The sequence below is a fragment of the Candidatus Enterococcus avicola genome (genome assembly GCF_047470845.1).
Taxonomy (GTDB): domain Bacteria; phylum Bacillota; class Bacilli; order Lactobacillales; family Enterococcaceae; genus Enterococcus_D; species Enterococcus_D casseliflavus.
The window spans coordinates 82,261-108,923 of the sequence record NZ_JBLGTY010000004.1 but is presented as its reverse complement, the minus strand read 5'-3'; the positions used below and the strand labels follow the sequence as shown (position 1 = coordinate 108,923).

Here is a 26,663-nt window from a genome sequence, read left to right as displayed (position 1 = left end):
TCTATGACCATGCAACAAGAAATTATCAAAGAATTAGGAGTCTTACCGACCATCGACCCGAAAGAAGAAGTTCGTAAGAGTATTGATTTTTTAAAGGCGTATCTGCAAAAGAATCCGTTCTTGCATACGTTTGTCTTGGGGATCAGTGGTGGACAAGATTCGACGTTAGCTGGACGGCTTGCGCAATTGACGATGGAGGAAATGCGCAGCGAAACTGGGAATCCTAACTATCAGTTCATAGGGGTACGCTTACCTTATGGGGAACAAGCAGACGAAGAAGATGCCAAAAAAGCCATTGAATTTATCAAACCAGATATTGAGCTGCGGGTAAACATCAAAGCCGCCGTCGATGCGCAAGTACAAGCGGTGGAAGAAGCAGGCTTAGCGGTTTCTGACTTTAATAAAGGTAATATCAAAGCCCGTCAACGGATGATTACGCAATATGCCATTGCGGGTGAAAAAGCAGGGGCTGTTCTGGGAACAGATCATGCTGCGGAAAACATCACCGGCTTCTTTACGAAGTACGGGGATGGCGGAGCCGATATTTTACCACTATTTCGTTTGAATAAACGCCAAGGCCGTCAACTCTTGCAATACTTAGGCGCGCCAGAAGCGTTGTATACAAAAGTCCCAACTGCGGACTTGGAAGATGGCAAACCTTTAGTGGCAGATGAAGCAGCTTTAGGAGTGACCTACAACGACATCGATGACTATTTAGAAGGCAAGGAAATTGCGGCTGAAGCCCAACAAACCATTGAAAACTGGTGGAACAAAACGCAACACAAACGCCACTTGCCAGTCACGATTTTTGATGATTTTTGGAAATAAACGAAACCAGTGATTGAGTTCCATTCGGATAGAAAGAAGAGTCTAGGGGGCAAGAAACCTTAGACTCTTTTTTTATGAGGCTTGCTTTCTTTAAAAATAACAAAAGCTTCTTACCTCGGCTTTACTTTCTTGCCTCGAAAGCATAAAATACGAGGGTACCTAGAACGTGTAGAAAAGGAGGAATGTTCCTTCGTGAAAATAAATAGCCATCCTTATCTGAAGATCGCATTAAAAGGCATCGCCATCGTCCTGTTGATTATTTTCAGTAATTTATATTTGCAATGGTGTCAAAACAATCTTTCCGTTGAATTAGCTCTGAAATTTGCCTTTTCGTGGCATACAGCAAAGTTTTTCTTGGCTTGTGGGGTGCTACTGCTGGTGTATGGGGTGTTTGCCAGCTTGGCAGGTTCGGTACTGATCGGGGGCATCTTTTATAGTGTTGTCATCGGAATCTTAGGGTATGCCAACCACACGAAGATGGTCTATCGCCAAGAACCAATCTATCCCGATGATTTAAAGATGGTCACTCAATTCGACCTTCTTCGAACCATGATCGGCAATGGCGCCTTTTTCTTAGCCATCCTCTTCGCTCTGGCGGCGATCGGAGCGATCGGCTGGAGTATCTATCGCAGCCGCAAATTAAACCTGCGTTTGCAAGTGATGCGAGGAGCGGTGCTGGTCGTATGCTCGCTGGGCTTAGTCTATGTTTCTCACTTCAATGACAGCAACAACCTTTTACGCAAAGCCTACAATCAGACGGCGCTCTGGATTCCGTATTCACAAAAAATGAACTACTACAATACGGGATTCATCGGTGGGTTTTTGTACAACCTGCGGGTAGATGCCATGACGAAGCCTGAGGGGTATTCAAAAGAAGCGATCCAAGCGATTGCGGACACCTACAATGCACAGGCTGCGGAGAAAAATCAAGACCGTGAAAGTGAAGCACCAAATATCGTCTATGTGATGAGCGAGAGCTTTTCCGACCCGAGCCATTTAAATGGCTTGTCGATCACCGGCGATCCGTTGAAAGACTATTACCACGTCGCCGATCAAACCATCAGTGGAAAAATGCTTTCGCAAAATTATGGAGGCGGTACGGCAAACATCGAGTTTGAAGCGCTGACTGGTTTTGCCATGGGCCTATTGAATCCGCAAATGACGACGCCTTACACGATGCTGGTGCCGAAATTGACGCAACTGCCATCCTTGGTTTCTTTCTTGGAACAATCAGGGTATACGGCAACGGCGATCCATCCATACGATACATCGATGTACAAACGCAAGGATGTCTATGGGGTGATGGGGTTTGAACAGTTTATCGATCAAGAGACGATGACCTATACCGACAAAATCGAAAATAATCCTTATATTTCTGATGAGGCGGCCTACAAAGAAGTGCTGGCATTGTTGGAAAACGATCAGCAACCGCAATTTGTCCATTTAGTGACGATGCAGACCCATATGCCGTATGCTGGTAAATACGATACCTTGAATTACCAAGCAAGTGGTCCGGGCAATATGGCTTCTTTGGAAAACTACCTGCAGGATATCTCCTACAGCAGTACAGCGTTGAAAAACTTTGTAGCTGAATTAGAGCAGCTGGATCGGCGAACGCTGGTCGTCTTTTGGGGGGATCATTTACCAGGCATTTATGCCGATGAGATCAAGGAGCAAAATGAAACGGCTGCCCTGCATGAAACGGAGTTTTTGATGGTCGATTCGCAAGGAAATTTTGCCCCAGAAGATGTACCTGTAACAAGTCCCTTTTACTTTGCGCCGAACCTATTAGAAGCCAGTGACCAACCAACGAGCGGGTTTTACCAGTTGTTATTGGCCTTGCAAGATGAGCTGCCAGCTTTTGAAATGGGTCAATACTATCAAGGCGGGCAATGGCAGACGACCCTTGCATTGGATCAAGAAGCCCAAGAAATCTATGATGCCTACAATTTGATCCAATACGATGTGTTACAAGGAGAGCAATACAGTTTAACGACTGGTTTGTTTGACTAAATGAAATGTAAAATAGCGCCTTATCCCAGTGTTAGTCACAGGATAAGGCGCTTTTGTTTGTATGAAGTTATAAATCCTGCCATTTACGGTTTTGATCAAAATCATTGGCGGCGGTATAGGCGTCTTGAACGATCGTTTCAGGGTAGCCCATGACTTTTAAGAGGGCGATTGCATTGCGGCTCAAGGCAGGACCGGATTTGACCTTGTAATCAAAGGAGATGCCGTCATCTTCCGTGACTTGTTCAGAAAAATGAATGTTGCAGCAGTCATTTTTCAATATTTCAGTCAGCTCAATATCATGAGTGGCGACAAATGCCAATGATGGGTAGGCACGCAGCCAATGGATGATGCTGGCAGAAGCAGCGATCCGTTCCACCGTATTGGTTCCTTTTAAAATCTCATCAACAAAACAATAGCAGCGCTGGTTCGTAGCAACGGTGTCTAGCAGGCGTTTGATGGATTTGATCTCTGCTACAAAATAGCTGTCGCCTTCAAATAAATCATCTTCGACAGCCATCGAGGTAATGACGTGACCGGGAACCATCGTAAAGGTTTCGGCAACTGCTGTCTGGATCGTTTGTGCCAAGATGCAATTGATGGCGATACTTTTGACATACGTCGATTTGCCCGAGGCATTGGAGCCAGTCACGAGGGTATTGTGGGTCCAAGCAACATCATTCATGACTGCTTCACTTAGAAGCGGGTGATACGTACCCGTTGCTTGTACACCTCCGCTTGTTTGGAAGGTCGGTAGGCAAGTGATGGGCATATACGTGCGAAAATTTAAAATGGCGGCTGCGACTTCCAATTTTCCCAGCAAATTCCACAGATCGATGGCTGCTTGTTGGTGCTTTGCCAGGGTAGTGGTGACCGTTTGATAGGAAATAAACGGCAGCATAAAAATGATATTGATGTATTCAAACAACATGTCTCCTTCGCTGCCGTTTTTGGCACGAAACGAAAAGGCGAAACGAGTGATCTTTTTTAATGGTGCCAAGGATTGTTTGATCTCATCTTGGAGGGGCGTGTTGATTTTAGCGATCTGACTGCCACAGGCAATCGTTTGAACCAAATAGCGCATGCTGTTCAGTTCTGTTTCCAGCTTGGCTTTTTTGATGGAGTAATAGATCGTATTGAAAACGACACTAACCAACGTCAACAGGATGCCTTGGACAAACCCCAGCAGGAGCAGCAAGATGCCGACTAACGGCAGCACACCTAAAAAGACAAAGAACGGCAGAGAGCCGATCGATTGCGCAGCTTCATTGGCCAAGTAGGCTTTTGAGAAATTATCATCTTGTTTTCCTAAACGAGCAAACGTATATTGGGATTGTTCGCGTGCGGCACTGTCAGCAGCAAAAAAGTCGATCAATTTGGTCAGCTGTTTGTCCGTCTTGAAGCGAAAATTGCGTAATTGCTGGTACAATGCTTCTGAACCAACACTGGAAAACGTCAGATTAATGGACTCAAACAACGAAAAGCCATCCAAGTCATACCAAGTGATGTCATCGACCTCGCTATCAAAATCGTGAAACTTCTTCTCAGTCAGCCAAGCCTTTTTCAAACTCGCTTCTTTATCAAAACGGGGCTGACGGGGAAGCTTTCCCCAAGCAAGCCGAACGTAACGGCGTACTTTGTATCGATTCCAGATATCTAATGCGGTCAAGATGAGAATGCTGGCGAGTATGATCAAAATGACCATCGTTTGTGGTTCCATATGCAAAAGTCCTCCTAATGGCTAATGAATGCTGGCTAAAGTTAAGTGTTGCTGTGGGCAGGATCGATTTCTTTCAAACAAGCATAGATCCGTTCAATATCTTGGGTCGTGCCTCGCAGCTCGAAATCCGCTAAGAACGGGATCGAAAATTGCTCCGCATATTGCTTTGCGGTCAAGCAATATTGATAATTGAAGTTTTTGTTGCCACTGCCGATCACGCCTAAGCAAAGAGCTGCGTTGTTTTCATAGTCAATGTATTCCCGCATGGTTTCTGTGAGAATCTCCTGATCGCCGTTATCGACGCCATTTCCACCTTCTAAATAGGTAGGGACAAAAACCACATAAGGTTCGTCTTCTTGTTCAAAGACACTATTGTCATGAATTTCTTTGGCTTCCCAAGTACTCGGAGTGTCTTGCTGATCCGCATAGGCCAACAAGCGGTTGACGAATGCACGGGTATTTCCAGAGATTGAAATATAAAGTAGTTTCATTTTTTTCATCACCTTCCGCTTTCTAGTATAACAGAAACCATTTATGAAAAGATGAGAACTTCGGCAGTCTTTTCTAGTAAAATGCAGCCAAAGGCTTTAAACTGAGAGAGGAGTCCAATACAAAGGAGTGGCAATAATGTTTTCAAAAATGCATCATGTGGCGATCATCGCCAGTGATTACCAGCAGACCAAAGAATTTTATGTAGAGAAATTAGGCTTTGAAGTGATTCGTGAACATGCGCGCCCAGAAAAGAAAGATGTAAAAATCGACCTGCGCTTTGGGGAATCAGAAATAGAACTGTTTGTGGTGGAAAACCCACCAGCAAGACCAAGTTTCCCCGAAGCAGCTGGCTTGCGGCATTTGGCATTTGCGGTGGAAAATATTGAAGCAGTCGTGGCAAAGTTAGCCGCCAAAGGAATTGCGTGTGAACCGATTCGTTTCGATACCTTTACGAATAAGAAAATGACCTTTTTCCAAGATCCAGACGGCTTGCCGTTGGAATTGCATGAATAAATAAGGAAAACTTTGTGTGGATCCTTTGTCGATTCAACTTGGTTTTTCTTGAGAGAATTGTTATTCTATGTATAGAAGTAAGGAGGAGAAAACGTGATAAGATTTGCAAAAAAAGAAGATCGCTTTGTCATGGCTGAACTCGTTTTAGTCATTTTAAAGGATATGGAATTGCCCTTTGTCAAAGAGATCGGTGAAGCAAAGACCTTAGAGATCTTGGCAGATGCCATGCTAGAACCCGACTATCGTTACGGCTTTCGCCGTGCGTTGGTCAATGAGATCGACGGGGAGGTTGCTGGGGTCGCCTTTGGATATCCAGACAAAGAAGAGGCGACGATCGATCAGCCTCTAGATAAAGTGCTGGAACAGTACGGTTTGAGTAAAGACATGAAGCTGTTTATCGATGAAGAAACCTTACCAAATGAATGGTACTTAGATACCATCTGTGTGGCTGAGAAATTTCGCGGTAAAGGTGTCGGCTCAGCCTTATTAGAAGCGTTGCCGAAAATTGCTTCTAGAGATGGCTATGAGGTGATCGGCTTGAGTGTTGACCGAGCAAATCCCCATGCGAAGCGGCTCTATGAAAAGCATGGCTTTGAAGTCGTGGCCCAAAGAGAGATCAGTGGCCACCTATACGACCATATGCAAAAAAGAACCAGCTGATTTTTCAGCTGGTTCCATTTGTTAGTCGAAGCTCAAGAGGATGGTCTTTCTTGCGGTGCCGATTGTACAGCCAGTAATCCATGACGGCAGCGATACAGATGCAGACCGGTGCATCCCGATCATCAACGACATCCAGTACATAATAATCCCCCGTCAATAAGGTCGCCTTATCCATTTCCATGATCTTTTTATTGAAATGATGGATCCCATAGCGATGATTGTAGATATCGCCGTGGACCGCCCAGTGAAGCTGCTGGATATAGTAGAAATCACCCGGCCAGTTAAAGATTTTTTGCAGTGTACCGACTTTCTCAAAGTCTTTGTAGATCTCAAAGCGCGTACCAAAAGTAAAACTGATTTGTTTGATACTAGCAACCATTTGCCCATTCAAGCGGTAAAGGGAAAGAGCATCGCCCTTAGTTCCCCAACGGCCCACCATTAAAAACAGTGATTTGCCTGTTTCATCTTTGACAATGGTGCGTGTGACTCTGCTAAGTTGTCTGTCTTGGATGAAAAATTCTGACATACTTACGCCTCCTCATGTATCCCCAAAAAGCTGCGTGATTTAAAGATTTTCATCAATTGCCCGAACGATCGCTTTGCCGACACCAGACTCAATATTGGTGTCCGTCAAATACTTCGCGGCTTCTTTTACCTCTAACTCGCCATTTCCCATTGCAAAACTAACGCCTGCCAGTTGCAGCATACTTACATCATTTAAGTTGTCACCGATCGTCATCACTTCCTCCAGTGAGATCATCCGATCCTTAGCGACATGCGCCACTGCGATTCCTTTTTGCGCGTTTCGGTGGTTGATCTCAATATTGTTTTGTCCAGAAGAAGTCACCACTAGATCGCCGTACCCATCGATGATTTTCGTGATAGGACCCAATACCCGCGCACCATCTTGATGGAAGCAAATCACTTTCAAAAATTCTAATTCTTCGATCGAAAACAACTCACTGAAATCATCGACATAATTGATCGGTAAAAATTCCAAACGGGCTGCTGTCATAGCAATCGCCATCTTATGGGTTAAATGGGGCATTGCTTCTGCCGTGTGGATCGCAAAATTTTCGATCCGACGTGTTTGGCTTTCCGAATAGATCCCGTTGCTCGTGGAGATCTCAAAATAGATGTCGTTTTCTTTGAGTAGGTCGATCAACGAACGAGTTTGTTCATGGCTGATCGGTACAGTAAATAATGAATTACCCGCTTCGTCGTAGACTTGGGCACCATTCAAGGTGATCATTGCACAGTCGATCCCGGCTTCTTGCAGCGGCGGCAAAGCCTCTTTGCGGTTACGGCCAGTTGCGACCATAAATTCGATTCCTTTGGATTGGGCATATTTGATTGCTTGGATATTTTCTTCTGAAATCTGCATACTAGCATTTAAAAGCGTACCATCCATATCAGAAGCAATTAATTTGATCATTGTCAGCGTCCTTTCTTAATCGTTTCTACAAATAGTGTACCATAAATCGCGCATTTTTTTTCTTTCGAAGAGTAATTCTTGTTTCTAAGGGGAGGGATTTGTTATCCTAGAAGAAAACAAAGGAGATTCGCCATGAAACGAATATTGGACAATGATTGGCAAGAACAATTGCAGGAATCATTTGAGCAGCCGTACTACCAACAACTGCGGACTTTCTTGAAACAAGAATATGCCCAGCAAACGATCCATCCAGCGATGGATCATATTTATGAAGCCTTAAAACTGACACCATACCATGACGTAAAAGTTGTCATCTTAGGTCAAGATCCTTATCATGGCCCTCACCAAGCCCACGGACTGTCGTTTTCCGTACAGCCGGGGGTCAAAATACCGCCTTCGTTGCGGAATATTTACAAAGAATTAGCTGATGACTTAGGGATTCCACCTGTGTCCCACGGTTATCTCGTACCTTGGGCGCAACAAGGGGTCTTATTGTTGAATACCGTGTTGACAGTACGTGAAGGGCAAGCCTATTCACATCACGGGCATGGCTGGGAGCAGCTGACTGATACGATCATCGAAAAATTGAATCAACGAGAAGAACCGGTCATTTTTGTGCTTTGGGGCAAACCCGCCCAAAAGAAAGCCGCTTTGCTAGATACTAGCAAACATATTATTATAACAGCGCCTCATCCAAGTCCGTTATCAGCGCATCGAGGATTCTTTGGTTCGAAGCCTTTTTCTAAGATCAATCAAGCATTGCTGGCGTTAGGGGAAGAACCGATTTCCTGGGCGTTGCCGGAAAAAATAACACAGTTGTAAAACTGTGTTATTTAGAATGAGTAAACTTGTGAAAAAGGTAACGATATTTAAAATAATCGACTAATACAGGATTTTTATCTGTTCTTTTTTTCGCAATTATTGTACAATGGAAGGGTATAAAAAAACTGGAGGTCTTTACCCGTGGAATTATTCGAAAGTTTAAAATTTAAAATCGTGCGTCGTCATATCAAAATCGTTTTTCCTGAAGCAACAGATCCTCGTATCCTAGGTGCTGCTAGCCGTTTACGTTCAGAAGAATTGATTGAACCTGTTTTGATCGGTAACCCGGTTGAAATCGAAAAAGCAGCGGAAGCTCGCGGAATCAACGTATCAAACTTTGAAATTTTAGATCCTGAAAATTATGATCGTTGGGATGAAATGGTTGAAGCTTTTGTGGAACGCCGCAACGGCAAAGCAACCAAAGAACAAGCAGAAGAAATCTTAAAAGATGTCAACTATTTCGGTACAATGTTGACTTACATGGGCATTACTGAAGGAATGGTTTCAGGAGCGATCCATTCTACGGGTGATACAGTAAGACCCGCTTTACAAATCATCAAAACAAAACCAGGTGTGAGCCGTACAAGTGGTGCTTTCTTAATGGTTCGTGGTCGTGACCAAGAAAAATACTTGTTCTCAGACTGTGCCATCAATGTAAACCCAACTGCACAAGAATTGGCAGAAATCGCTGTTGACTCAGCGAAAACCGCTGAATTATTTGAAATCGATCCAAAAGTTGCTATGTTAAGCTTCTCAACGAAAGGGTCTGCGAAAGCACCAGAAGTAGATAAAGTCGTTGAAGCAACAAAAATCGCCAAAGAATTGGCACCAGAATACCAAATCGATGGAGAATTGCAATTCGATGCTGCGTATATCTCAGCAGTTGCGCAATTGAAAGCTCCTGAATCTGAAGTAGCAGGTAAAGCAACCGTCTTTGTTTTCCCAGATTTACAATCAGGAAACATTGGTTACAAGATCGCCCAACGTTTCGGCAACTTTGAAGCGATTGGACCAATCTTACAAGGATTGAACAAACCAATCTCTGATTTGTCTCGTGGTTCAAATGAAGAAGATGTCTACAAATTATCAATCATTACTGCGGCACAAACACTAATGGAAAAATAAGCAGCTAATCGCTGCACTGATGAAAAACTGATCCCTTGAGGGTCAGTTTTTTGTTTTGCTCTTGGAAAGTTGAGGGCAGCAAAGGAGGAAGTGTGCGCAAAAGCAACGATCCAGTGATCGTCGGGAAATTTTCCCTAAGCTCCTTCTTTACAATTCCTTGAAAAACAAGCTATACTAGCAACTAGTAAATTAGATTGATCAAAGGATGGGGACTATGTTTACCATTAACGACTTAGAAGCAACCGCAGCATTTGCAAAAATCATTGGAGAGGCAGCCGAGCCAGGGGATAATCTGGTATTGACGGGCGATTTAGGTGCTGGCAAAACAACCTTGACGAAAGGCATCGCCTTGGGGCTAGGGATCGAGCAACTGATCAAAAGTCCGACCTATACGATCATTCGTGAATATACCAATGGACGGCTACCGCTGTACCATATGGATGTCTATCGGGTGGAATACGGTGCAGATGATTTAGGACTGGATGATTATTTCGAAGGGGATGGCTTGTGTGTGATCGAGTGGGGCAATCTCTTAGAAGCCTCCCTGCCAGAGGATTATTTAGAACTGATTTTGGAAAAAGATGATACAGATGAACAAAAACGTCTTGTGAAATGTCATGCATATGGCATCAAAGCAACCGCCTTTTTGCAACGGATCACAACAAAATGGCAGGCAGCCCATGAGTGAGATCCAATTACAGATCAAAGAAGCCACGGGTGCTGATGCCAAAGCTGTGTTAGCAGTCAGTCAACAGCTAGGAGAAGAAACGGATTTTCTTTTGATGGACGAAAGCGGCTTGGCGTTGCCAGAAGCCTTATTGGCAGAACAGCTGGACGCTATCTATGAACGGGACGACTATTTGCTGTTGTTGGCATTTGATCAAGAACAATTGATCGCCATGGCATCAGTCAAAGGCCATGAAGAGTGGCAATTAGCCCATGTCGGGGAGATCGGTATCTCGATTTTAAAAGACTATTGGGGCTTGGGCTTAGGTTCGCTCTTGATTGAAGAATTACTGGACTGGGTAGTAGAAGTTGGCGAATTGACCCGCATCGAGTTGACCGTTCAAGCGAGAAATTTACGGGCGATCCATCTGTATCAAAAATTTGGTTTTTTAACAGAAGGCTGTATGAAAGAAGCGGTGCAAACCCGCAAGGGGCAAAAAGTTGACGTCTTGATGATGGCACGTCTTTTTGAATCATAAAAAGGAGTGAAGAAAATGGAGTTTCGGGAACCGACGATCGCAGACTGCGATCAAATCGAAGCGTATCGGCAAGCCTTCGAGAAGAATCAAGAAGTCATCCACGGTGGGGCAGGACTTGTAGAAAGTCCCACAGCCAAAGACTGGCTAGAGGGATTGGCGGATTTTAAAACAGCAGAAACGGTACCAGAAGGATTCGTTCCCGCCCGTACCTATCTGGCTATCCAAGATCAAAAAGTGGTCGGTCTCTTGAATCTGCGTCTGACACTTAATGCGTATTTGCGCCAAATTGGCGGACACATCGGGTATTCAGTGCACCCAGACCATCGAAAGCAAGGCATCGGCTCGGCAATGTTGGCACAGTCATTGGTAAAGGCCAAACAATTTGGCTTGAACAACGTGTTAGTAACCTGTGAAGAAGCCAATCGCGCCTCCGCCAAAGTCATTGAAAACAACGGTGGTAAATTGACAGAAAAAGTCATTGATCCTGAAGATGGCGCTATAATCTGTCATTATTGGATCGATTTGACTTAAAATGAATCCTTCCTTAAATGAAAACGTGCGTCCTAAAGGCTAGCGCAATGCTGACTTTAGGACGCACGTTCTTATTTATTTGACTAAAACCAATTTTTTTAATGGATCGATGCCAAATTCTTCTTCTTGACGCAATAAGATTTGGGCACATGCCCGACTATCTTCTAGTGCATCATGGTGGTTTAGTAAAGGAATCTGTAATTGCTCACAAACCGTGTTTAATTTGTGGTTCGTAAATTCTGGATACAGCTTGCGGCTCGTTCGCACCGTGCATAAGGAAAGATAATTTGGTTGTGACAACCCATAATAATCAAGACATCCCGCCAAAACCCCCGTATCAAAACCAGCGTTATGGGCAACGATCAAACTGTTCAGTTGATAATATTGTTGGATTTGTTTCCATACGTCAGGAAACTTAGGCGCTTCTTGTACATCTTCTGGACGGATGCCATGAATTTGAATGTTTTTCCAAAAAAATTCCGTTTCCGGTTGGATCAATGTGTAATATTCGCCCACGATTTTGCTATCTTGTACCATGACTAGTGCAAGGGAACAGGCACTATGCTTTTGATAATTTGCTGTTTCAAAGTCCATTGCGATAAAATTCATCAGACTCACCTCATTGCCATTCTAGCACAAAATCAAAGAATGAAAAGCGAACAAACGTTAAGAAAAACTGAAGTTTTCTTACGGATAGTTGAGATCCAGTTCCACCGGACAATGGTCACTGCCAATGATATCTGTATGGATCTTGGCGTCTAGCAAGCGCTCATTTAAGTCATCCGAAACGACAAAGTAATCGATGCGCCAGCCAGCATTGTTTTTGCGAGCGTTGAAACGGTAGCTCCACCAAGAATAAATACCTTCTGCATCTGGATAGAAATAGCGGAACGTATCGGTAAAGCCAGCAGCCAAAAGAGTCGAAAACTTTTCCCGTTCTTCAGGTGTAAACCCAGCACTTTTTTGATTGGTTTTCCAGTTTTTGATGTCGATATTTTTATGGGCAACATTCAAATCACCACAGAGAATCACTGGCTTTTGTTGTTTCAATTCAGTCAAGTAAGCCAAAAAGGCATCTTCCCAAGTCATGCGATAATCCAAGCGGCGCAATTCATTTTGGGAATTCGGTGTGTAGCAAGTAATCAAGAAAAATTCAGGATACTCCAGCGTGATGACGCGACCTTCCGTATCATGTTCTTCGATTCCTAATCCATAACGGACCGATAGTGCAGGTTCTTTTGCGAAAATCGCTGTGCCAGAATAACCTTTCTTCTCCGCATAATTCCAGTATTGATGATAGCCTGGTAGATCCAATTCGATCTGACCTTCTTGCAGCTTTGTTTCTTGCAAACAAAAGAAATCAGCATCGAGGGCTTCAAACACTTCAGAAAAATTTTTTTTAACGATGGCCCGTAAACCATTGACATTCCAAGAAATAAATTTCATTGAGACTCCTCCTTCTTTTCCACTACGCCTCCCATTTTACCTAAAAAAGCCAGAAGCGCAAAGCAAGTGAGCGGAATGAGGAAAACAAGGAGGAAGAATGAGGATTAAATTTGGATGCTAGAGAAAATTCGTTTGTAGTACGGAAAAGGAACGATAGCTCTTTACGCTTACTTCCATTTTATGATACAGTCATTTTGAAAAGGGGGCAGTTTCATGACGATCAAAGCGCAAGTTTCAGCGAAAATGACTTCGAAAAATCAAATAACTATTCCAAAAAGTGTGCGGCAAATACTAGGCTTAAAAGAGAATCACTGGGTAATTTTTGAATTTACCCCAGAAGGTGAGATCAAGGTAAGAGGCGAAAAAGCAGCACCTTCTTTTGAAGCTTTTTGGAAACAAGAATTAGCGATCATAGAAGAAATGGGAAAATTTGACACAGGTGAGATGTTTTTTGAAAAAGATTTAGGTGAGGAGAACATTGAATGGTAAGGCAAGGAGATATTCTTTTATTGACTTAAATCCCACCAAAGGAAATGAAATGGCAAAAAAAGACCGTGTGTAGTGGTTAGTAATGATTATTATAACAAGAGTTTCAATACCATCTTAGTGATGCCACTCAGTAGCTCAAAAAAATATGTAGAAGAAAAATTTGCTCGATCGAATGCGTTTCAAACAGTTACCGAAACACAATAAAGTAAAGTTCAAGGGACGATTCTTTGTCAGCATATTTGCAGTGTGGACTTCTTGCATCGCAGCAACTTAGAAGTAGTCGATAAAGTCACTACGGAGATGAAAGAACGATTATCTGAAATAACAAAACACTTTTTTTGAAGCTTACTCTTTATTAATCAGGTCATTCGACCATTAAGCTTTTCTTTGATTCACCAGAGGTAGCAACTTTTCCTTGAACATGCTAAAATAAGTGAGATGTTTATTGTGAAAGGAAACCTTCTCGTGAATAAAGACTTGATGATTGCGCAATTCCCTGAAATTGCCTTATTAAAAGATGAACCCTTATTGAACTATACGTATACAAAAACTGGTGGACCGGCAGACATTTTGGCTTTTCCCAAAACAGCAGATGAAGCCAAACAGCTGCTTGATTATTGCCGAGAACAAGCGATTCCTTGGATCGTCTTAGGAAATGCCAGCAACTTGATCGTCCGTGATGGTGGTATTCGCGGCGTGGTGATCATGCTATCAGAAATGAACCAAATCGTGGTGAACGGCACTTCATTGATCGTCGATGCTGGAGCAAAGTTGATCGATACCACCTATGTCGCTTTGCATGAATCGTTGACTGGTTTTGAATTTGCCTGCGGGATTCCTGGCAGTGTCGGCGGTGCTGTCTTTATGAATGCTGGCGCCTATGATGGCGAGATCCAAGATGTCTTTGCGTCCTGCGACGTTTTGCTGGCTAATGGTCAAATCGTGACTTATACCAAGGAAGAAATGGAATTTGCTTATCGTCATAGCAAATTGCAAGAGCAAAAGATGATCATTTTGAGCAGTCGCTTTGATTTAGCAAAAGGCGATCAAGAGCAAATCAAAAAGCGGATGGATGAACTGACAGAATTGCGGCAATTGAAACAACCGCTAGAATACCCCTCTTGTGGGAGTGTCTTTAAACGTCCAGTCGGTCATTTTACCGGAAAGCTGATCCAAGATGCAGGCTTACAAGGATTGAAATGGGGCGGAGCCCAAATTTCGGAAAAACATGCGGGCTTTATCGTGAATGTCGATCAAGCCACTGCAACGGATTACGTTGAACTGATCGCTCATATCCAACAAGTCATCAAAGAAACCTTTGATGTCACCTTAGAAACAGAAGTCCGAATCATCGGCGAAGAATAGATTAGCGAAAAGATTGTCCCGAGGGGCAGTCTTTTTTTATGAGAGCTGATAAAAAAGAGCTTAGGTTTGTAAGCTTTCTCAGTCTTCGGTACAATAAACGAAAAGGAGTGAGCAGGATGAAAAAGTGGGGACGCGTCATTTTGTTTGTTGGGTTCGCCTTTCTTTTCGGTGGTTGTACGAAATTACCGCAAGAACAGTTTGCCGAACAGTTGACGAATCAGCAAGCAGCGAATGCTGGTGAATTCCAAGCGACGATCGATACCTTTGAGATGGGCAGCAGCAGCGAATACGGTCAAGAAGCCGATAGGTATGCCTCTATGTTGATGTCACAGTTAGTCGGCTCGTCATTTAAAGGGGACTTCGTCCAGGACAAAGAAACCAAAGCGATTTTACTCAATCTGGCAGTCGCTTTTGGGGGGCAGGAGCTGCCGATCAAGCTGATCGTCGATCCAGAAAAACAAGAAGCGTATGTGTCAGCTGAAATCTATGAAACACTGCAAGGGTATATCAGCGCATTTGGTAGTGACAGTTATGGGACAAAACCAGACGCTGCGGAATATGAAGGCAAATACCTGCGCATCGATCAAGAAACCTTAGATTCTTACTTTGGCGAAGGAACTTTTGCAGAGGACGGCGAGGGGACAACCGAAGCAGAAAAAGAGCCTGAAAACCTCTTTACCATGAACAGTCTTTTTCATAATGAGACATTTGCAGACTATTTGAAAACCTTTGAACCGGATGCTTTCAAAAGAGATGGAGATACGATCAGCCACACGTTTACCAAAGAAGAATTGGCAGATTATGCAGATTATGCCCAAGAACACGGCGCCGATCAAAAGCAAGTCGCCGAATTAGAAACGATGTTGGAAGAAGTCGAGCAGTTTGACTTAACCATGACCGTCAATACGAAAACAAATCAGCAGAAAATGGCTTTTCACTTCGTGCAAGCGGATGAGCTGCAAACCACTATCGGAGCCACGGTGACTTTTACAGGGAAGAAAAGTGATACTGCTGTTGCAATCCCTACAGCGGAAGAATTGATTGACCCAGAAGAATTGTTTTCTCCCTATGATTATGGTTGGGATGACAGCTATGACGATGGGTATGAAAATGATTATGATGATGAGTACTGGGATAGCTATGATGAAACCGATGATTGGTCTTCTTATATGCTGACGGATGAGGAGTTTGAAGAACTGCTGCTGCAAATCAAGCAAGAGCTACCTTATTTGACCCAAGCAGATATCGACGATTATCTGACATTTTATGAAGAGTATTTGACCCAAGAGCAGTATCAAGAGCTTGTCGAAGCACTCCAAGTGACACAAAGTTTATGAGACACTCAAAAGGGAAGCGACCGCCTAAGTTAGCCAAAAAGCTAACTTTGGGCGGTCGCTATTTTTTTAGATACGATTTTTTTTGCGATTCATGACTAAGCGTAAAAGGACGGTTCCAACTGCCATCGTGGCGATTCCCGCTACAATGGCTTCAGGTACACCTTGGGCGAAGATTACACCTAAAATCGCTGCATAGACAGCATTGCCGGCTTTTCCTACAACCTCCGCATATTCTTGCTGGAACAAGAAGTAGATCAAGTTCATAACCAGGATCGTATTCGTCAAGCCTCCCGCAACACCAGCAATCAGTAGCGAAAGACTTTGCTGTTTGTTTTTCCAGATTTTTTGACAGCCTTTGTACACAAAGTAAGGAACGACACCAATCAAAATACGAGGAATCAACGCTACGAGGATCGCTTTCCAGCTTCCTTGATCACTCCCATAAATCGGTACGAAAGGGGAGAAGACAAAAGAAAGCGGGGTGATGATCCAGGTCGAACGCACCATACTGATGATCCCAAAGGCGCCGCCTAAAAAGCCGCCGATCCGAGGGCCCAATACAATAGAAGCGATGATCACAGGAATATGCATCGTTGTCGCATTGATTGGTCCTAAGGGAATAAACCCAAGAAAGGGAACCGATGCTAAAAGAATCAAGATTCCTAAAAAGAAAGCTGTTAAGACAAGTTCAAAAGTTGATATTTTTTTCATTGTTAGACACTCCGTACTTCCAAAGCAGTCAATGCTTTTTCAAGAATCGTTTCTGTTGCTGCTAATGCGCCTCTGCCGAAATCACCGCAAGCCAGTAACGCTTCACGGGGTTCAATCTCTTGGAAGCCGACTTCTTTCAAAATCCCTAAATTTCTTTGAACAATCGGGTTTTCGTACATGACGGTATTCATGGCTGGCGCAATCAAGCGGGGCACGGATAACGGCAACGCTAAGGCAACTGTTGAGATCAAATCATCGGCTATCCCATGCGCCAGCTTGCCAATACTGTTGGCACTGGCTGGGGCGAGCAAGAAAAGATCGGCTTGTTTGGCTAGTTCAATATGATTGATGCGATCTGGTTGACGTTCTTGCATAACATCCACATGGATCGGGCGTTTGGATAATGACTGTAGAGTCAAAGGCGTAATAAATTGTGTGCTATTTTGAGTCATTAAGACATCCACTGCATAGCCCTTTTTGGTTAATTCATTGGTTAGGTCGGCTGCTTTGTATGCAGAGATACTGCCGCTGACGCCAAGCAGAACGTGTTTTTGTTTCATGTTTCTTTCTCCTTTTCTAAAAAAACATCTAGCTAAGCACGCAGGTCATTGCGTAATGTGTCAACGATCAAGGTTGCGATCTCAGCTTTTGTGCGGCCAGTCCCGATTTGTCCTTCTTGTGTCAAAAGGTGTCCGACATGCTGGTTTCCAGAAATTTGCGTCAAGTCGTTGGCCAACACATAATCCGCTTGGCTAGCCAGCAGACTTTTTCGTGCGACCGCAAACAACTCGGCTTCCGCTACGTCTACTAATAATTTGAATCCGACTAATAAGGTTGTCGGCTGTAATGCTTTGATGGTTTGGATCACTTTCGGGGTTTTCTTCAACACTAAAAACAAATGATCAGTATTGGAAGAAACTTTGCCTGCCGTTGTTTCAGATTGTGTGAGCACGTGTGCCATCAATGCCGGAGTGACCTGATTGTCATAAGCTGGTAGGGCATCGTTGATTGCTTCATAAAACGCTGCTTCTGAAAAATGAGCAGCAGGGGTGAAATCACTGACTGCCATACTGTGGATCACAGCAGCATACGAATGGGTCGTCAATAAATCGGTCAACTGCGCCAACAAGTCCGTGGTCCCTTCAATGAAATAACAGGTAACTCGTGGATCGGTCGGCGGTTGTTTGGCAGTTTTCGTCGTAACGTAATCGATGGTCACCTCAGGGTATTGCAGCCATTCCTTGGCAATGGCCTGACCAAGTGAGCCCGTGGAATGATTCGTAATTGCACGAACATCATCGATTTTTTCGGAAGTACCGCCAGCCGTAATCAAAATTCTCATTGTGCTTGTGACACCTCAACGATCGTCCGTCCTTGGTGCGTGCCTGCTAATAAAGCTGCCAATGTTTCTGGCAAGTATTCCAAAGTGATGGCTTTCGTGTAAAGCTGATCGATCACATTCCACTCACCCGCTAATTTCTCCCATAATGCCGTGCGGATCTCATGGGAAACATTGACCGAATCGATCCCAATTACGCGAATCCCACGCAAAATAAAGGGTAAGACAGTCGTTTCGATTTTGATCCCACCAGCATTGCCGCATAAGAAGGCACCGCCCCCATAAGCGATTTGCGGAAGCACTGCCGCAAGCAATGGACCGCCAACTGTATCGATGACCGCTGCAAACGTTTGTTTTGCTAATGGTTTGACCTTTTCTGGTACCACGTCATCAGGACTGACGATTTTCGCTGCGCCTAGGTCCAACAACCATTGCGCATCGGTTTTCCGAGATAGCGCCACTATATTTGTATAGCCCAGTTTTTTCAATAAAGCAATGCTGACACTGCCGACGCCACCGCTAGCACCTGTCACCAAGATAGTAGCGTCTTTTGCTAAGTGCAGCTGTTCTAATTCTTGCACCGCTAAAGCTGCTGTGAACCCAGCAGTGCCATAGGTCATACTGTCTTTTGCTGAAAAACCAGCAGAACGTTTCACGAGCCACTCGGCTGGGACCCGTTGAAATTGACTGTAACCGCCTGGGTGAGAAACCCCTAAGCCATAACCTGTCACTAAAACTTGGTCGCCTGGGGCAAAATCAGCAGACTGACTGTCCACGACTTCCCCTGCTAAATCGATTCCCGGCGTCATCGGATACGTGCGGATCACGCCGCCATTTTCTTTTGCTGCCAAGGCATCTTTGTAATTGACATCTGAGTAATCAACACGGACAAGCACATCGCCTGCTGGCAGCTCGTCAAGGGTTGCAGTTGTGAGTGAAGCAGTAAAATTTGGTTCATTCATGACACGAAAGGTAGAGAAATTCGTCATTTCAGACACTCCTTTGATGGTTTGTACTCATAATACCATAAGTTTTATTTTTTTAACCAGCGAAGCAAGAAAAGGTAGGTCTTCTTATCAAAAAATCAGCAAAAACAGATCATTATTAAATCTACCTTTTCTTCGTTAAAATAGAAGTTGTTCTTTTAAACCTTTGAAAAGCGAAAATGACGGGACCGCCACTCCTTTCCTTTATAATACAAGCGTTTAGCGTCACTCCTTTTTTTGATCAGAGAGAAAAGATTTCAAAAAAATGAAGAAAAAAGGCTTGTGTTTTTTGCAATTATTTGTATACTAGAAAAAGTGAAATTAAACATGAAGTTTACTTATAGCAAACTTTTTTATTTGAAGTTGTGTCAATCAAAGGGGGAATGAATATGGAGATTGGCGAGAAGCTGCGCAATTTGCGCGTTCAAAAGAATTTGACCCAAGAAGAATTAGGCGAGCGGACCGATTTGACGAAAGGCTATATCTCACAGTTGGAGCGTGATTTGAGTTCGCCTTCTATGGAAACTTTTTTTACGATCTTAGAAGTTTTAGGCGTGACACCAGAGGAATTTTTCCGAGAAGAAAATGCGCAGCATCAAGTGGTTTATCGCGAAGAAGATAGCACGCTTTATTATGATGAAGAAAATGGCTATGAATTGAAGTGGCTGATTCCCGATTCCAATGAAAATGAAATGGAGCCAGTCTTGCTGACTTTTGATAAAGCGGGCGAATACAAGACCTTTGAACCATCGTTAGCAGAAACATTTATCTATGTCTTAGAGGGCAGTGTGGCCTTGACACTAGGAGAAACGCAGTACAAGGCTCGTAAAGGCCAATCGATTTATTATCAGGCGACTGAGCCGCATCAATTAAAAAATATTGCGGGCAAAAAAAGCCGTGTGCTTGTAGTCGTGACAGATTCTTATTTATAGTACAGGAGGAAAGAGTGTGGGAAAAACAATAATTTCATTCAACAATGTGGTGAAGCGATTTGATGATGATGAAACAGTTTTGAAAAAAGTGAGTTTTGATATTGAAGAAGGTCGCTTTTATACATTGTTAGGTCCTTCAGGTTGTGGAAAAACAACCATCTTACGCATCATTGCGGGTTTTTCGGACGCAACAGAAGGCGACGTTTATTTTGATGGACAAAGAATCAATGACGTTCCTGCCAATCAACGGCAAGTGAATACAGTCTTTCAAGATTACGCCTTATTCCCGCATATGAACGTTTTTGAAAATGTGGCATTTGGTCTGCGAATCAAAAAATTACCAAAAGATGAAGTGAATAAAAAAGTCTTAGAAGCGTTGCGGCTAGTGCAGCTTCCTGGTTATGAGAATCGTGAAATCAGCGAAATGTCAGGAGGTCAACGCCAACGGGTCGCAATCGCACGAGCGATCGTCAATGAGCCCAAAGTATTGCTTCTTGATGAACCCTTGTCCGCATTGGATTTGAAATTGCGAACCGACATGCAATACGAGCTGCGGGAATTGCAGCAGCGACTAGGCATCACCTTTATTTTTGTCACCCATGACCAAGAAGAAGCGTTGGCGATGAGTGATGAGATTTTCGTTATGAACAAAGGGAAGATCGTCCAAAGTGGCACACCAGTGGATATTTACGATGAACCAATCAATCATTTCGTGGCGGATTTTGTCGGTGAAAGCAACATCGTCACAGGTACGATGATCGAAGACAACTTAGTGGAGTTTGTCGGCAAGCAATTTGAATGTGTCGATGGCGGGATGCGGCCGAATGAAGCTGTTGAGATCGTGATCCGTCCAGAAGATTTGAATTTGACGACGGCGGAAAAAGGCAAGCTGGTCGTTGAAGTAGACACGCAATTGTTCCGAGGCGTGCATTACGAAATCATTTGTTACGATGAACAAGGCAACGAATGGATGGTTCACTCTACAAGAAAAGCCACTGAAGGAAGCAAGATCGGGCTTTCCTTTGAACCAGAAGACATCCACGTCATGCGTTTCAATGAGTCCGAAGAAGATTTTGATGCTCGTTTAGAGAGCTACGAAGATTAGGAGGGAAAGCTAATGACGAAAATGCGTCGTTTTTATGCGATACCCTATGTCTTTTGGTTATTGCTATTTGTTATTGCACCAGTCTTATTGATCATCTACCAATCCTTTTTTGATATGAACGGCAACTTTTCGCTGGTCAATTATCAAAGCTACTTAGGTTCTGGCAAATATTTGATCATGACCTTAAACTCGGTTTGGTATGCCTTTTTGATCACCGTGATTACCTTAGTGATCAGCTACCCGACAGCCTATTTCTTAACTAAGCTGCGTCACAAAGATTTGTGGCTGCTGTTGATCATCTTACCAACGTGGGTCAACTTATTGTTAAAAGCTTATGCGTTTATTGGGATTTTCGGCATTCATGGCAGTGTCAACAACTTCCTAGAAATCATGGGTGTTGGACCAAAGCAGATTTTGTTTACCGACTTCAGCTTTTTGACGGTTGCAGTCTATATCGAACTGCCCTTTATGATCATGCCGATTTTTAATGCCTTAGAAGAAATGAATCCCTCTTTGATCAGTGCCAGTCGCGATTTAGGGGCAAACAGCTACGATACGTTTCGACGAGTGATTTTCCCTCTGTCGTTAAACGGTGTGAAAAGCGGCGTCCAAGCCGTCTTCATTCCGTCGCTCTCCCTCTTCATGTTGACCCGTTTGATTGGGGGCAATCGAGTGATCACGCTTGGTACAGCGATCGAGCAGCACTTTCTCGTTACCCAAAACTGGGGCATGGGTTCGACCATCGGCGTCATTTTGATCATCGCCATGTTCCTCGTGATGTTGTTTACGGGAGAAAAGAAAAAAGGAGGGCAACGTAAATGAAAAAATTTCGCTGGTCGAATCTTTATCTGATCGTCGTCTTTATTCTTTTGTACGTGCCGATCTTTTATTTGATTTTCTATTCCTTCAATGAAGGAGGCACCATGAATGCTTTTACGGGTTTCACTTTTGAACATTACCAATCCGTCTTTCAAGATACCCGTTTGATGATCATCGTGTTGAACACCTTTATGCTGGCATTTTTATCAGCATTACTGGCAACGATCATCGGCACATTTGGTGCGATAGGCATCTACTATACCCGCAAACGCCGAACGAGAACGGCATTGTTGAGTTTGAATAATATTTTGTTGGTTTCACCAGATGTCATCATTGGTGCTAGCTTCTTGATTTTCTTTACGATGATCGGCAACTTGTTCCGTGGGTTTAGCTTAGGCTTTTTCAGCGTATTGCTTTCGCATATCGCCTTTAGTATCCCGATCGTGGTGTTGATGGTCTTGCCGAAACTGCAAGAGATGAACGATTCAATGATCGATGCTGCCCGTGATTTAGGCGCGAATAATTTTCAAGTCATTAAAAATATCATTTTGCCTTTCTTGACACCGGGCATCATCGCCGGCTATTTCATGGCCTTTACTTATTCACTCGATGATTTTGCCGTGACATTCTTTGTGACAGGCAATGGCTTTAGTACCTTATCGGTAGAGATCTATTCTAGAGCACGTCAAGGAATCAGTTTAGAAATCAATGCATTAAGTACACTTGTCTTCTTATTCTCCATGATCCTGGTGGTAGGCTATTACTTTATCAGTAAAGAAAACGGCGCGAAGAAATTGCGTAAAAACCGCCGTGTGGAGGTGGCAAATCTGCGATGAAACGACTACAATCTCTGATTATCGGTATTGTTGCGATCGTCCTGATCTTGCTCTTTGGTGTCCGTGAATTGGAACGCTCCTCTGGTATGGCGGGCGCTGAGGTCGTCAACATCTACAACTGGGGCGACTACATCGACCCAGATTTGATCAGTAAGTTTGAAGAAGAGACTGGCTACAAGGTCAATTATGAAACCTTTGACTCAAATGAAGCGATGTTCACGAAGATCCAACAAGGCGGTACGTCCTATGACATCGCCATACCGAGTGAATACATGATTGAGAAAATGATGGAACAAAATCTTTTAAAACCATTGGATCACAGTAAAATCAAAGGGTTAGACAATATCGACCCTCGCTTTTTGGACCTGAGTTTTGATCCTGGCAATCAATATTCCATCCCTTATTTCTGGGGAACACTGGGGATCGTCTATAACGATAAATTCTTTGATGAAGGTGAGATCACCCAATGGGACGATCTTTGGAAACCCGAATTAGCAAATAGCATCATGCTGATCGATGGCGCGCGTGAAGTGATGGGATTAGGTTTGGACAGCTTAGGCTATTCTCTTAACAGCAAAGACGATGATCAGCTGCAAGAGGCATTCAATAAGCTACGGACCATGACCCCAAACATCAAAGCCATCGTCGCAGATGAAATCAAGATGTACATGGCAAATGAAGAAGCATCGGTTGCGGTCACATTTTCTGGGGAAGCAGCCGACATGATGTACGAAAACGAGCACATTCATTACGTGATCCCTTCGGAAGGCTCCAACCTGTGGTTTGATAATATGGTCATTCCTAAGACCTCACAAAACGAAGCCGGTGCTTACGCCTTCTTGAACTTTATGCTAGAACCCGAGAACGCTGCACAAAACGCAGAATACATCGGCTATTCCACACCTAACCAAGCAGCCATGGCATTACTGCCTGACGAGATCACCGAAGACGAACAATTCTATCCATCCGATGAATTAATGGAACACCTCGAAGTCTATGAAAACTTAGGTGCTGAGTATCTGGGCATCTATAATGATTTGTTCTTGGAATTGAAGATGTATCGGAAATAAACAAACTGCCATTAAGCAGGGAATGTATCCTGTTTAATGGCAGTTTTTTTATTATTTATTACCTGATGTACGAAGGGAGTCTATGGATAATAGTTCTTTATCAAGTAGGAATGATGAGTTTTGATAAGCAAATAAGGCAAGGTAATTTATATATGAATGTTTTCCTTTTTTTAAGTAATAATAGATGAGACATCAAAATAAATTGATCTTTTTGAGGTTATGATATGATTATAAGTTCTATAGGAAATCAAGTTGTTTTATAAACGTGATTTCAATGTGATTGATATTATTTTCGAGAATTTAAAGGAATACTTACATTTATTTAAGTGCCTTTTCTGCAACAAGTAAGTGAGATGTTGTATCGACTTGTTGCAATGAATTGTAATATGCTTTTTTCTAAAGCACATCTATAATAAGGTTACGATCCTGATAACGCTATCAAAAGATTAAGGCCTTTATTTTGGATAGTAAGGAAGTGGTTATCATCATGCTTACAAAAAGACAAAAAAAATTATTAGAGTTATTAGTGCGACAAAGTGACTTTAAAACAGTCGATTATTTTGCAAGCAAATTGGGTGTTTCAAAAAGAACGACGCACAGCGAATTAGGGATCATTGAAGAATATCTCCAGAGCTCGGGAGAATATCTTGAGAAAAAGCGCGGAGTTGGTATTGCGCTAAAACGTTTCAAGGAAGTTGAGGGAATCGAGAATAAGAAAGAGGAAAGTGATCTTTACAATACATTCAACCGAAGAATTGAGATCATGAGTACCTTGTTATTCGATGAAAAGGTGGTTAGCTTCAACCATTTATCGGAAAGATTTATGGTGAGTAAAACTTCAATTATTAAAGATTTTGAATTCATTATGAAAATATTGAATGTTGGATCAAGTATCAAGCTGTGCAGCGATGTTCATGGCACGTCATTATTGGGGACAGAGGAAGACGTTCAAAAAGCATTGCTGCAGTTTAATCGCTATTTACTTAATAATTCAGAACTATACGATGAGGATTTTGCCGAAAAAATTAAATTATTAAGTCCATACTATGGCGAAAATTTGATCAGTGCTTGCTCGAATATTTTGTATACCTATATTCGAGAAAATGTAAACGCTATTTCTGACTATTATGTGCAAAACATCTTGAACATTTTTATTATTCTAGTTTTTCGGGTTTTCAAAGGTCATCACATCGAGGAAATAAAAAAATCTGAGGCCAATGTGGCAACAGTTTTCTTTGAGGAAAGTGCTGTTCGTTTGTTGCATAAATCAGCTTTACGTTTGGGGTTTTCTTATACGAACGAAGATGTTCAATACTTATCATTGCAACTGATCTCTAATCGTTTTGAACCTTTGCCAGAGGAAGAAATAGATAGTGTGATTGTTGAACAATTACTTTCGAGAGTTTCAACTGCACTGAATATCAACTTTGCCAGTGATCAAAAGTTGGAGGAACAGTTAAAAAATCATATTCCCCCAATGATTTATCGTTTAAGGACGAACAACAAAACGGAGAACCCATTTACCCTACAAATAAAAAACGAATTCTCTTTAACCTTCAATGTTATTTGGGTGGTACTAAGTGAATATGAACGGGAATTAGGGCTTAGTTTTAATGAGGATGAAATTGCCTTTTTGACAATGTATTTCCAAGCTGCAATCGAACGCGCACGATTAAATCGAAAAATCTTGATTGTTTGTCAAATGGGGATTGCAACTTCGGAACTGCTGATAAATCGAATCAAAAATGTTTTACCATCATTGGACTCATTTGAAGTAGCCTCTGTGCCGGAATTGGAACAGATGACTCTTGAAGACTATGACATGATTATCTCAACCATTAAGATAGATATTCCTAAAAAGGAAGTTATTTTGGTTTCACCATTTTTAACGAAAGAAGATATAGAACGAATTAAGTATTCAAACTCGCTTCCAGAGTCTGAGAATAAGGTTCTAGAATTTGTGCGAGCGCATCATCTGATGAAATTTGTTACGAAAGATCTTATTTATGTGAATACCAACTTTTCTTCTAAAGAAGAGCTGATCGATCAAGTCGGTGAAAGACTGATACAGAGGAATTACGTAAGCTCATCATTTAGACAAACAGTCCTAGAGCGTGAAGAGTTGGGCGGTACTGATTTACCTTCTGGCACCGCTGTCCCTCACGGGAATTCGACATACGTCAATAAAACGATCATTGTTGTAGTCAAAAACAAAAAGAAATTTAAATGGAATAAATATTATGTCGATTTGATTTTTTTAATTTGTATTGCGAAACAGGATACCTTTCAGACACGGAATATTTTGTCAGATATCTATAACATCATTGATAACAATGAGTACTTAAAGCAATTGCGAGATTCAACGACAAATGAAATGTTATATAGAAGAATTGGGAGTGATTAAAGTGGAGAATGTTCAGAAAAGTGATAAAGGAGTTATTACTCCGGATTTGATTTTATTAAATAGTGATTTAGCTGATCAAGATGAAGTGATCCGACATATCGTCGAGGCAGCTGAATTTGTTGGCTATGTCGAAGATGCAGATGAACTGTATCAAGCAGTAAGAAAACGTGAGTCTGAAGTTCCGACTGCGATCGGGTATGACATCGCGATTCCCCATGGGAAAACCGAAGCGGTATTGCATCCATTCATCGCCTTTTTACGAGTAAATAAAGCTTTTCAATGGACAAAAGAAAATGAAGAAATGGTTCGCCTCGTCTTTTTGATTGGTGTTCCACAAAACAGCGAAGGCAAGATGCATCTAAAATTTATCTCGCAATTAAGCAAGAAATTACTAGATGATGATTTTAGAGATAAGTTATTGAGTGAAACAGATAAAAATAAAATATATGAACAGTTGAGTTCAATTGAAATTTAAGGAGGAAT

The 26,663-nt window shown here is 42.6% G+C and carries 30 protein-coding genes; 20 read left to right on the top strand and 10 right to left on the bottom strand.

All coding sequences use genetic code 11. The features are described 5' to 3' along the window. Positions 1-3 precede the first annotated feature (3 nt). Positions 4-828 (top strand): NAD(+) synthase, encoded by an 825-nt coding sequence (gene nadE, locus ACI3E5_RS05600; protein ID WP_201688459.1) that lies wholly within the window; start codon positions 4-6, stop codon positions 826-828. A gap of 192 nt (positions 829-1,020) precedes the next feature. Further along, positions 1,021-2,841, top strand: coding sequence for an LTA synthase family protein (locus tag ACI3E5_RS05595; protein WP_395997470.1), 1,821 nt, complete (start codon positions 1,021-1,023; stop codon positions 2,839-2,841). Between the two features lie 67 nt (positions 2,842-2,908). Here the strand turns inward: ACI3E5_RS05595 and ACI3E5_RS05590 are convergent, their stop codons facing one another. Beyond that, complete coding sequence (locus ACI3E5_RS05590; protein ID WP_034869126.1) at positions 2,909-4,558, bottom strand: MutS-related protein; 1,650 nt, start codon at positions 4,556-4,558, stop codon at positions 2,909-2,911. A gap of 41 nt (positions 4,559-4,599) precedes the next feature. Beyond that, on the bottom strand, positions 4,600-5,049 hold the full coding sequence (gene nrdI, locus ACI3E5_RS05585; protein ID WP_005228511.1) for a class Ib ribonucleoside-diphosphate reductase assembly flavoprotein NrdI: 450 nt from the start codon (positions 5,047-5,049) through the stop codon (positions 4,600-4,602). A gap of 136 nt (positions 5,050-5,185) precedes the next feature. Here nrdI and gloA2 point away from each other — a divergent pair, with 136 nt between their 5' ends. Both gloA2 and ACI3E5_RS05575 read left to right on the top strand, forming a co-directional pair. Continuing rightward, on the top strand, positions 5,186-5,563 hold the full coding sequence (gloA2, locus tag ACI3E5_RS05580; protein WP_005228512.1) for an SMU1112c/YaeR family gloxylase I-like metalloprotein: 378 nt from the start codon (positions 5,186-5,188) through the stop codon (positions 5,561-5,563). A gap of 93 nt (positions 5,564-5,656) precedes the next feature. Further along, positions 5,657-6,223, top strand: coding sequence for a GNAT family N-acetyltransferase (locus ACI3E5_RS05575; RefSeq protein WP_005228513.1), 567 nt, complete (start codon positions 5,657-5,659; stop codon positions 6,221-6,223). Positions 6,224-6,227: 4 nt separating this feature from the next. Here the strand turns inward: ACI3E5_RS05575 and ACI3E5_RS05570 are convergent, their stop codons facing one another. Together ACI3E5_RS05570 and ACI3E5_RS05565 are read right to left on the bottom strand one after the other, a co-directional pair. Continuing rightward, on the bottom strand, positions 6,228-6,749 hold the full coding sequence (locus ACI3E5_RS05570; RefSeq protein ID WP_005228514.1) for an LURP-one-related/scramblase family protein: 522 nt from the start codon (positions 6,747-6,749) through the stop codon (positions 6,228-6,230). A 39-nt stretch (positions 6,750-6,788) separates the two neighbouring features. Beyond that, the gene (locus ACI3E5_RS05565) at positions 6,789-7,658 is read right to left on the bottom strand and encodes a Cof-type HAD-IIB family hydrolase (protein WP_010749892.1); all 870 of its coding nucleotides are present in this window, start codon (positions 7,656-7,658) and stop codon (positions 6,789-6,791) included. A gap of 132 nt (positions 7,659-7,790) precedes the next feature. Here ACI3E5_RS05565 and ACI3E5_RS05560 point away from each other — a divergent pair, with 132 nt between their 5' ends. The 5 genes from ACI3E5_RS05560 (at position 7,791) to ACI3E5_RS05540 (ending at position 11,341) form a co-directional block, all read left to right on the top strand. Next, entirely contained in the window at positions 7,791-8,480 is a 690-nt protein-coding gene (locus tag ACI3E5_RS05560; RefSeq protein ID WP_005228516.1) for a uracil-DNA glycosylase, read from the top strand. A 141-nt stretch (positions 8,481-8,621) separates the two neighbouring features. Then, positions 8,622-9,605 (top strand): phosphate acetyltransferase, encoded by a 984-nt coding sequence (gene pta / locus ACI3E5_RS05555; RefSeq protein WP_005228517.1) that lies wholly within the window; start codon positions 8,622-8,624, stop codon positions 9,603-9,605. Positions 9,606-9,819: 214 nt separating this feature from the next. Then, positions 9,820-10,293: a tRNA (adenosine(37)-N6)-threonylcarbamoyltransferase complex ATPase subunit type 1 TsaE gene (gene tsaE, locus ACI3E5_RS05550; protein ID WP_005228518.1), complete on the top strand. Its 474-nt coding sequence runs from the start codon at positions 9,820-9,822 to the stop codon at positions 10,291-10,293. After that, positions 10,286-10,810, top strand: a complete 525-nt coding sequence (locus ACI3E5_RS05545; RefSeq protein ID WP_005228519.1) for a GNAT family N-acetyltransferase — start codon at positions 10,286-10,288, stop codon at positions 10,808-10,810. Before tsaE ends, ACI3E5_RS05545 begins: the two co-directional genes overlap by 8 nt. Positions 10,811-10,825: 15 nt before the next feature. Beyond that, a complete protein-coding gene (locus tag ACI3E5_RS05540) occupies positions 10,826-11,341 on the top strand; it encodes a GNAT family N-acetyltransferase (protein WP_005228520.1) in 516 nt (171 codons plus the stop codon). Between the two features lie 75 nt (positions 11,342-11,416). Here ACI3E5_RS05540 and ACI3E5_RS05535 read toward each other — a convergent pair whose 3' ends face one another. Then, positions 11,417-11,950: a 3'-5' exonuclease gene (locus ACI3E5_RS05535; RefSeq protein WP_010749886.1), complete on the bottom strand. Its 534-nt coding sequence runs from the start codon at positions 11,948-11,950 to the stop codon at positions 11,417-11,419. A gap of 78 nt (positions 11,951-12,028) precedes the next feature. Continuing rightward, the gene (locus ACI3E5_RS05530; protein WP_395997468.1) at positions 12,029-12,787 is read right to left on the bottom strand and encodes an exodeoxyribonuclease III; all 759 of its coding nucleotides are present in this window, start codon (positions 12,785-12,787) and stop codon (positions 12,029-12,031) included. A gap of 213 nt (positions 12,788-13,000) precedes the next feature. Between ACI3E5_RS05530 and ACI3E5_RS05525 the strand changes: the two genes are divergently transcribed. The 4 genes from ACI3E5_RS05525 (at position 13,001) to ACI3E5_RS05510 (ending at position 15,978) form a co-directional block, all read left to right on the top strand. After that, positions 13,001-13,276: an AbrB/MazE/SpoVT family DNA-binding domain-containing protein gene (locus tag ACI3E5_RS05525; protein WP_005228523.1), complete on the top strand. Its 276-nt coding sequence runs from the start codon at positions 13,001-13,003 to the stop codon at positions 13,274-13,276. A 72-nt stretch (positions 13,277-13,348) separates the two neighbouring features. After that, positions 13,349-13,480 carry a putative type II toxin-antitoxin system PemK/MazF family toxin gene (locus ACI3E5_RS05520; RefSeq protein ID WP_005228524.1) on the top strand — a complete coding sequence of 44 codons (132 nt, stop codon included), beginning with the start codon at positions 13,349-13,351 and terminating at the stop codon, positions 13,478-13,480. Positions 13,481-13,756: 276 nt separating this feature from the next. Then, positions 13,757-14,641, top strand: a complete 885-nt coding sequence (gene murB / locus ACI3E5_RS05515) for a UDP-N-acetylmuramate dehydrogenase (RefSeq protein WP_395997569.1) — start codon at positions 13,757-13,759, stop codon at positions 14,639-14,641. 116 nt (positions 14,642-14,757) lie between these two features. Then, a complete protein-coding gene (locus tag ACI3E5_RS05510; protein ID WP_034869132.1) occupies positions 14,758-15,978 on the top strand; it encodes a hypothetical protein in 1,221 nt (406 codons plus the stop codon). A 66-nt stretch (positions 15,979-16,044) separates the two neighbouring features. Here the strand turns inward: ACI3E5_RS05510 and ACI3E5_RS05505 are convergent, their stop codons facing one another. From ACI3E5_RS05505 to ACI3E5_RS05490, 4 genes are read right to left on the bottom strand one after another with little or no spacing between them, the layout of a single operon-like run. Next, the gene (locus ACI3E5_RS05505; RefSeq protein ID WP_005228527.1) at positions 16,045-16,689 is read right to left on the bottom strand and encodes an ECF transporter S component; all 645 of its coding nucleotides are present in this window, start codon (positions 16,687-16,689) and stop codon (positions 16,045-16,047) included. 2 nt (positions 16,690-16,691) lie between these two features. Then, the gene (coaC, locus tag ACI3E5_RS05500) at positions 16,692-17,249 is read right to left on the bottom strand and encodes a phosphopantothenoylcysteine decarboxylase (protein ID WP_005228528.1); all 558 of its coding nucleotides are present in this window, start codon (positions 17,247-17,249) and stop codon (positions 16,692-16,694) included. Positions 17,250-17,281: 32 nt separating this feature from the next. Continuing rightward, a complete protein-coding gene (gene coaB / locus ACI3E5_RS05495; RefSeq protein WP_005228529.1) occupies positions 17,282-18,031 on the bottom strand; it encodes a phosphopantothenate--cysteine ligase in 750 nt (249 codons plus the stop codon). Beyond that, positions 18,028-19,017 (bottom strand): acrylyl-CoA reductase family protein, encoded by a 990-nt coding sequence (locus tag ACI3E5_RS05490; protein ID WP_005228530.1) that lies wholly within the window; start codon positions 19,015-19,017, stop codon positions 18,028-18,030. Before ACI3E5_RS05490 ends, coaB begins: the two co-directional genes overlap by 4 nt. Before the next feature lie 386 nt (positions 19,018-19,403). Between ACI3E5_RS05490 and ACI3E5_RS05485 the strand changes: the two genes are divergently transcribed. The 7 genes from ACI3E5_RS05485 to ACI3E5_RS05455 all read left to right on the top strand — a co-directional run bounded on the left by ACI3E5_RS05485 (position 19,404) and on the right by ACI3E5_RS05455 (position 26,655). Then, positions 19,404-19,946 carry a helix-turn-helix domain-containing protein gene (locus ACI3E5_RS05485; RefSeq protein WP_005228532.1) on the top strand — a complete coding sequence of 181 codons (543 nt, stop codon included), beginning with the start codon at positions 19,404-19,406 and terminating at the stop codon, positions 19,944-19,946. A gap of 16 nt (positions 19,947-19,962) precedes the next feature. Next, a complete protein-coding gene (locus tag ACI3E5_RS05480) occupies positions 19,963-21,051 on the top strand; it encodes an ABC transporter ATP-binding protein (protein WP_005228533.1) in 1,089 nt (362 codons plus the stop codon). A gap of 12 nt (positions 21,052-21,063) precedes the next feature. Beyond that, positions 21,064-21,873, top strand: a complete 810-nt coding sequence (locus tag ACI3E5_RS05475; protein ID WP_010749878.1) for an ABC transporter permease — start codon at positions 21,064-21,066, stop codon at positions 21,871-21,873. Further along, positions 21,870-22,706 (top strand): ABC transporter permease, encoded by an 837-nt coding sequence (locus ACI3E5_RS05470; RefSeq protein WP_498820997.1) that lies wholly within the window; start codon positions 21,870-21,872, stop codon positions 22,704-22,706. The genes ACI3E5_RS05475 and ACI3E5_RS05470 overlap by 4 nt, the downstream gene beginning before the upstream one ends. After that, complete coding sequence (locus ACI3E5_RS05465; RefSeq protein WP_074933293.1) at positions 22,703-23,776, top strand: ABC transporter substrate-binding protein; 1,074 nt, start codon at positions 22,703-22,705, stop codon at positions 23,774-23,776. Before ACI3E5_RS05470 ends, ACI3E5_RS05465 begins: the two co-directional genes overlap by 4 nt. Positions 23,777-24,263: 487 nt before the next feature. Continuing rightward, a complete protein-coding gene (locus ACI3E5_RS05460; RefSeq protein WP_498855854.1) occupies positions 24,264-26,180 on the top strand; it encodes a BglG family transcription antiterminator in 1,917 nt (638 codons plus the stop codon). Beyond that, positions 26,146-26,655: a PTS sugar transporter subunit IIA gene (locus tag ACI3E5_RS05455; protein WP_077451911.1), complete on the top strand. Its 510-nt coding sequence runs from the start codon at positions 26,146-26,148 to the stop codon at positions 26,653-26,655. The genes ACI3E5_RS05460 and ACI3E5_RS05455 overlap by 35 nt, the downstream gene beginning before the upstream one ends. Positions 26,656-26,663: the final 8 nt, after the last annotated feature.

Excerpts from the sequence above, each read along its gene's own strand:
- nadE (WP_201688459.1), top strand. The coding sequence starts at position 4 with ATGACCATGCAACAAGAAATTATCAAAGAATTAGGAGTCTTACCGACC.
- ACI3E5_RS05590 (WP_034869126.1), bottom strand. The coding sequence starts at position 4,558 with ATGGAACCACAAACGATGGTCATTTTGATCATACTCGCCAGCATTCTC.
- nrdI (WP_005228511.1), bottom strand. The coding sequence starts at position 5,049 with ATGAAACTACTTTATATTTCAATCTCTGGAAATACCCGTGCATTCGTC.
- gloA2 (WP_005228512.1), top strand. The coding sequence starts at position 5,186 with ATGTTTTCAAAAATGCATCATGTGGCGATCATCGCCAGTGATTACCAG.
- ACI3E5_RS05570 (WP_005228514.1), bottom strand. The coding sequence starts at position 6,749 with ATGTCAGAATTTTTCATCCAAGACAGACAACTTAGCAGAGTCACACGC.
- ACI3E5_RS05565 (WP_010749892.1), bottom strand. The coding sequence starts at position 7,658 with ATGATCAAATTAATTGCTTCTGATATGGATGGTACGCTTTTAAATGCT.
- ACI3E5_RS05560 (WP_005228516.1), top strand. The coding sequence starts at position 7,791 with ATGAAACGAATATTGGACAATGATTGGCAAGAACAATTGCAGGAATCA.
- tsaE (WP_005228518.1), top strand. The coding sequence starts at position 9,820 with ATGTTTACCATTAACGACTTAGAAGCAACCGCAGCATTTGCAAAAATC.
- ACI3E5_RS05545 (WP_005228519.1), top strand. The coding sequence starts at position 10,286 with ATGAGTGAGATCCAATTACAGATCAAAGAAGCCACGGGTGCTGATGCC.
- ACI3E5_RS05540 (WP_005228520.1), top strand. The coding sequence starts at position 10,826 with ATGGAGTTTCGGGAACCGACGATCGCAGACTGCGATCAAATCGAAGCG.
- ACI3E5_RS05535 (WP_010749886.1), bottom strand. The coding sequence starts at position 11,950 with ATGAATTTTATCGCAATGGACTTTGAAACAGCAAATTATCAAAAGCAT.
- ACI3E5_RS05530 (WP_395997468.1), bottom strand. The coding sequence starts at position 12,787 with ATGAAATTTATTTCTTGGAATGTCAATGGTTTACGGGCCATCGTTAAA.
- ACI3E5_RS05525 (WP_005228523.1), top strand. The coding sequence starts at position 13,001 with ATGACGATCAAAGCGCAAGTTTCAGCGAAAATGACTTCGAAAAATCAA.
- murB (WP_395997569.1), top strand. The coding sequence starts at position 13,757 with ATGATTGCGCAATTCCCTGAAATTGCCTTATTAAAAGATGAACCCTTA.
- ACI3E5_RS05510 (WP_034869132.1), top strand. The coding sequence starts at position 14,758 with ATGAAAAAGTGGGGACGCGTCATTTTGTTTGTTGGGTTCGCCTTTCTT.
- ACI3E5_RS05505 (WP_005228527.1), bottom strand. The coding sequence starts at position 16,689 with ATGAAAAAAATATCAACTTTTGAACTTGTCTTAACAGCTTTCTTTTTA.
- coaC (WP_005228528.1), bottom strand. The coding sequence starts at position 17,249 with ATGAAACAAAAACACGTTCTGCTTGGCGTCAGCGGCAGTATCTCTGCA.
- coaB (WP_005228529.1), bottom strand. The coding sequence starts at position 18,031 with ATGAGAATTTTGATTACGGCTGGCGGTACTTCCGAAAAAATCGATGAT.
- ACI3E5_RS05490 (WP_005228530.1), bottom strand. The coding sequence starts at position 19,017 with ATGACGAATTTCTCTACCTTTCGTGTCATGAATGAACCAAATTTTACT.
- ACI3E5_RS05485 (WP_005228532.1), top strand. The coding sequence starts at position 19,404 with ATGGAGATTGGCGAGAAGCTGCGCAATTTGCGCGTTCAAAAGAATTTG.
- ACI3E5_RS05475 (WP_010749878.1), top strand. The coding sequence starts at position 21,064 with ATGACGAAAATGCGTCGTTTTTATGCGATACCCTATGTCTTTTGGTTA.
- ACI3E5_RS05470 (WP_498820997.1), top strand. The coding sequence starts at position 21,870 with ATGAAAAAATTTCGCTGGTCGAATCTTTATCTGATCGTCGTCTTTATT.
- ACI3E5_RS05465 (WP_074933293.1), top strand. The coding sequence starts at position 22,703 with ATGAAACGACTACAATCTCTGATTATCGGTATTGTTGCGATCGTCCTG.
- ACI3E5_RS05460 (WP_498855854.1), top strand. The coding sequence starts at position 24,264 with ATGCTTACAAAAAGACAAAAAAAATTATTAGAGTTATTAGTGCGACAA.
- ACI3E5_RS05455 (WP_077451911.1), top strand. The coding sequence starts at position 26,146 with ATGAAATGTTATATAGAAGAATTGGGAGTGATTAAAGTGGAGAATGTT.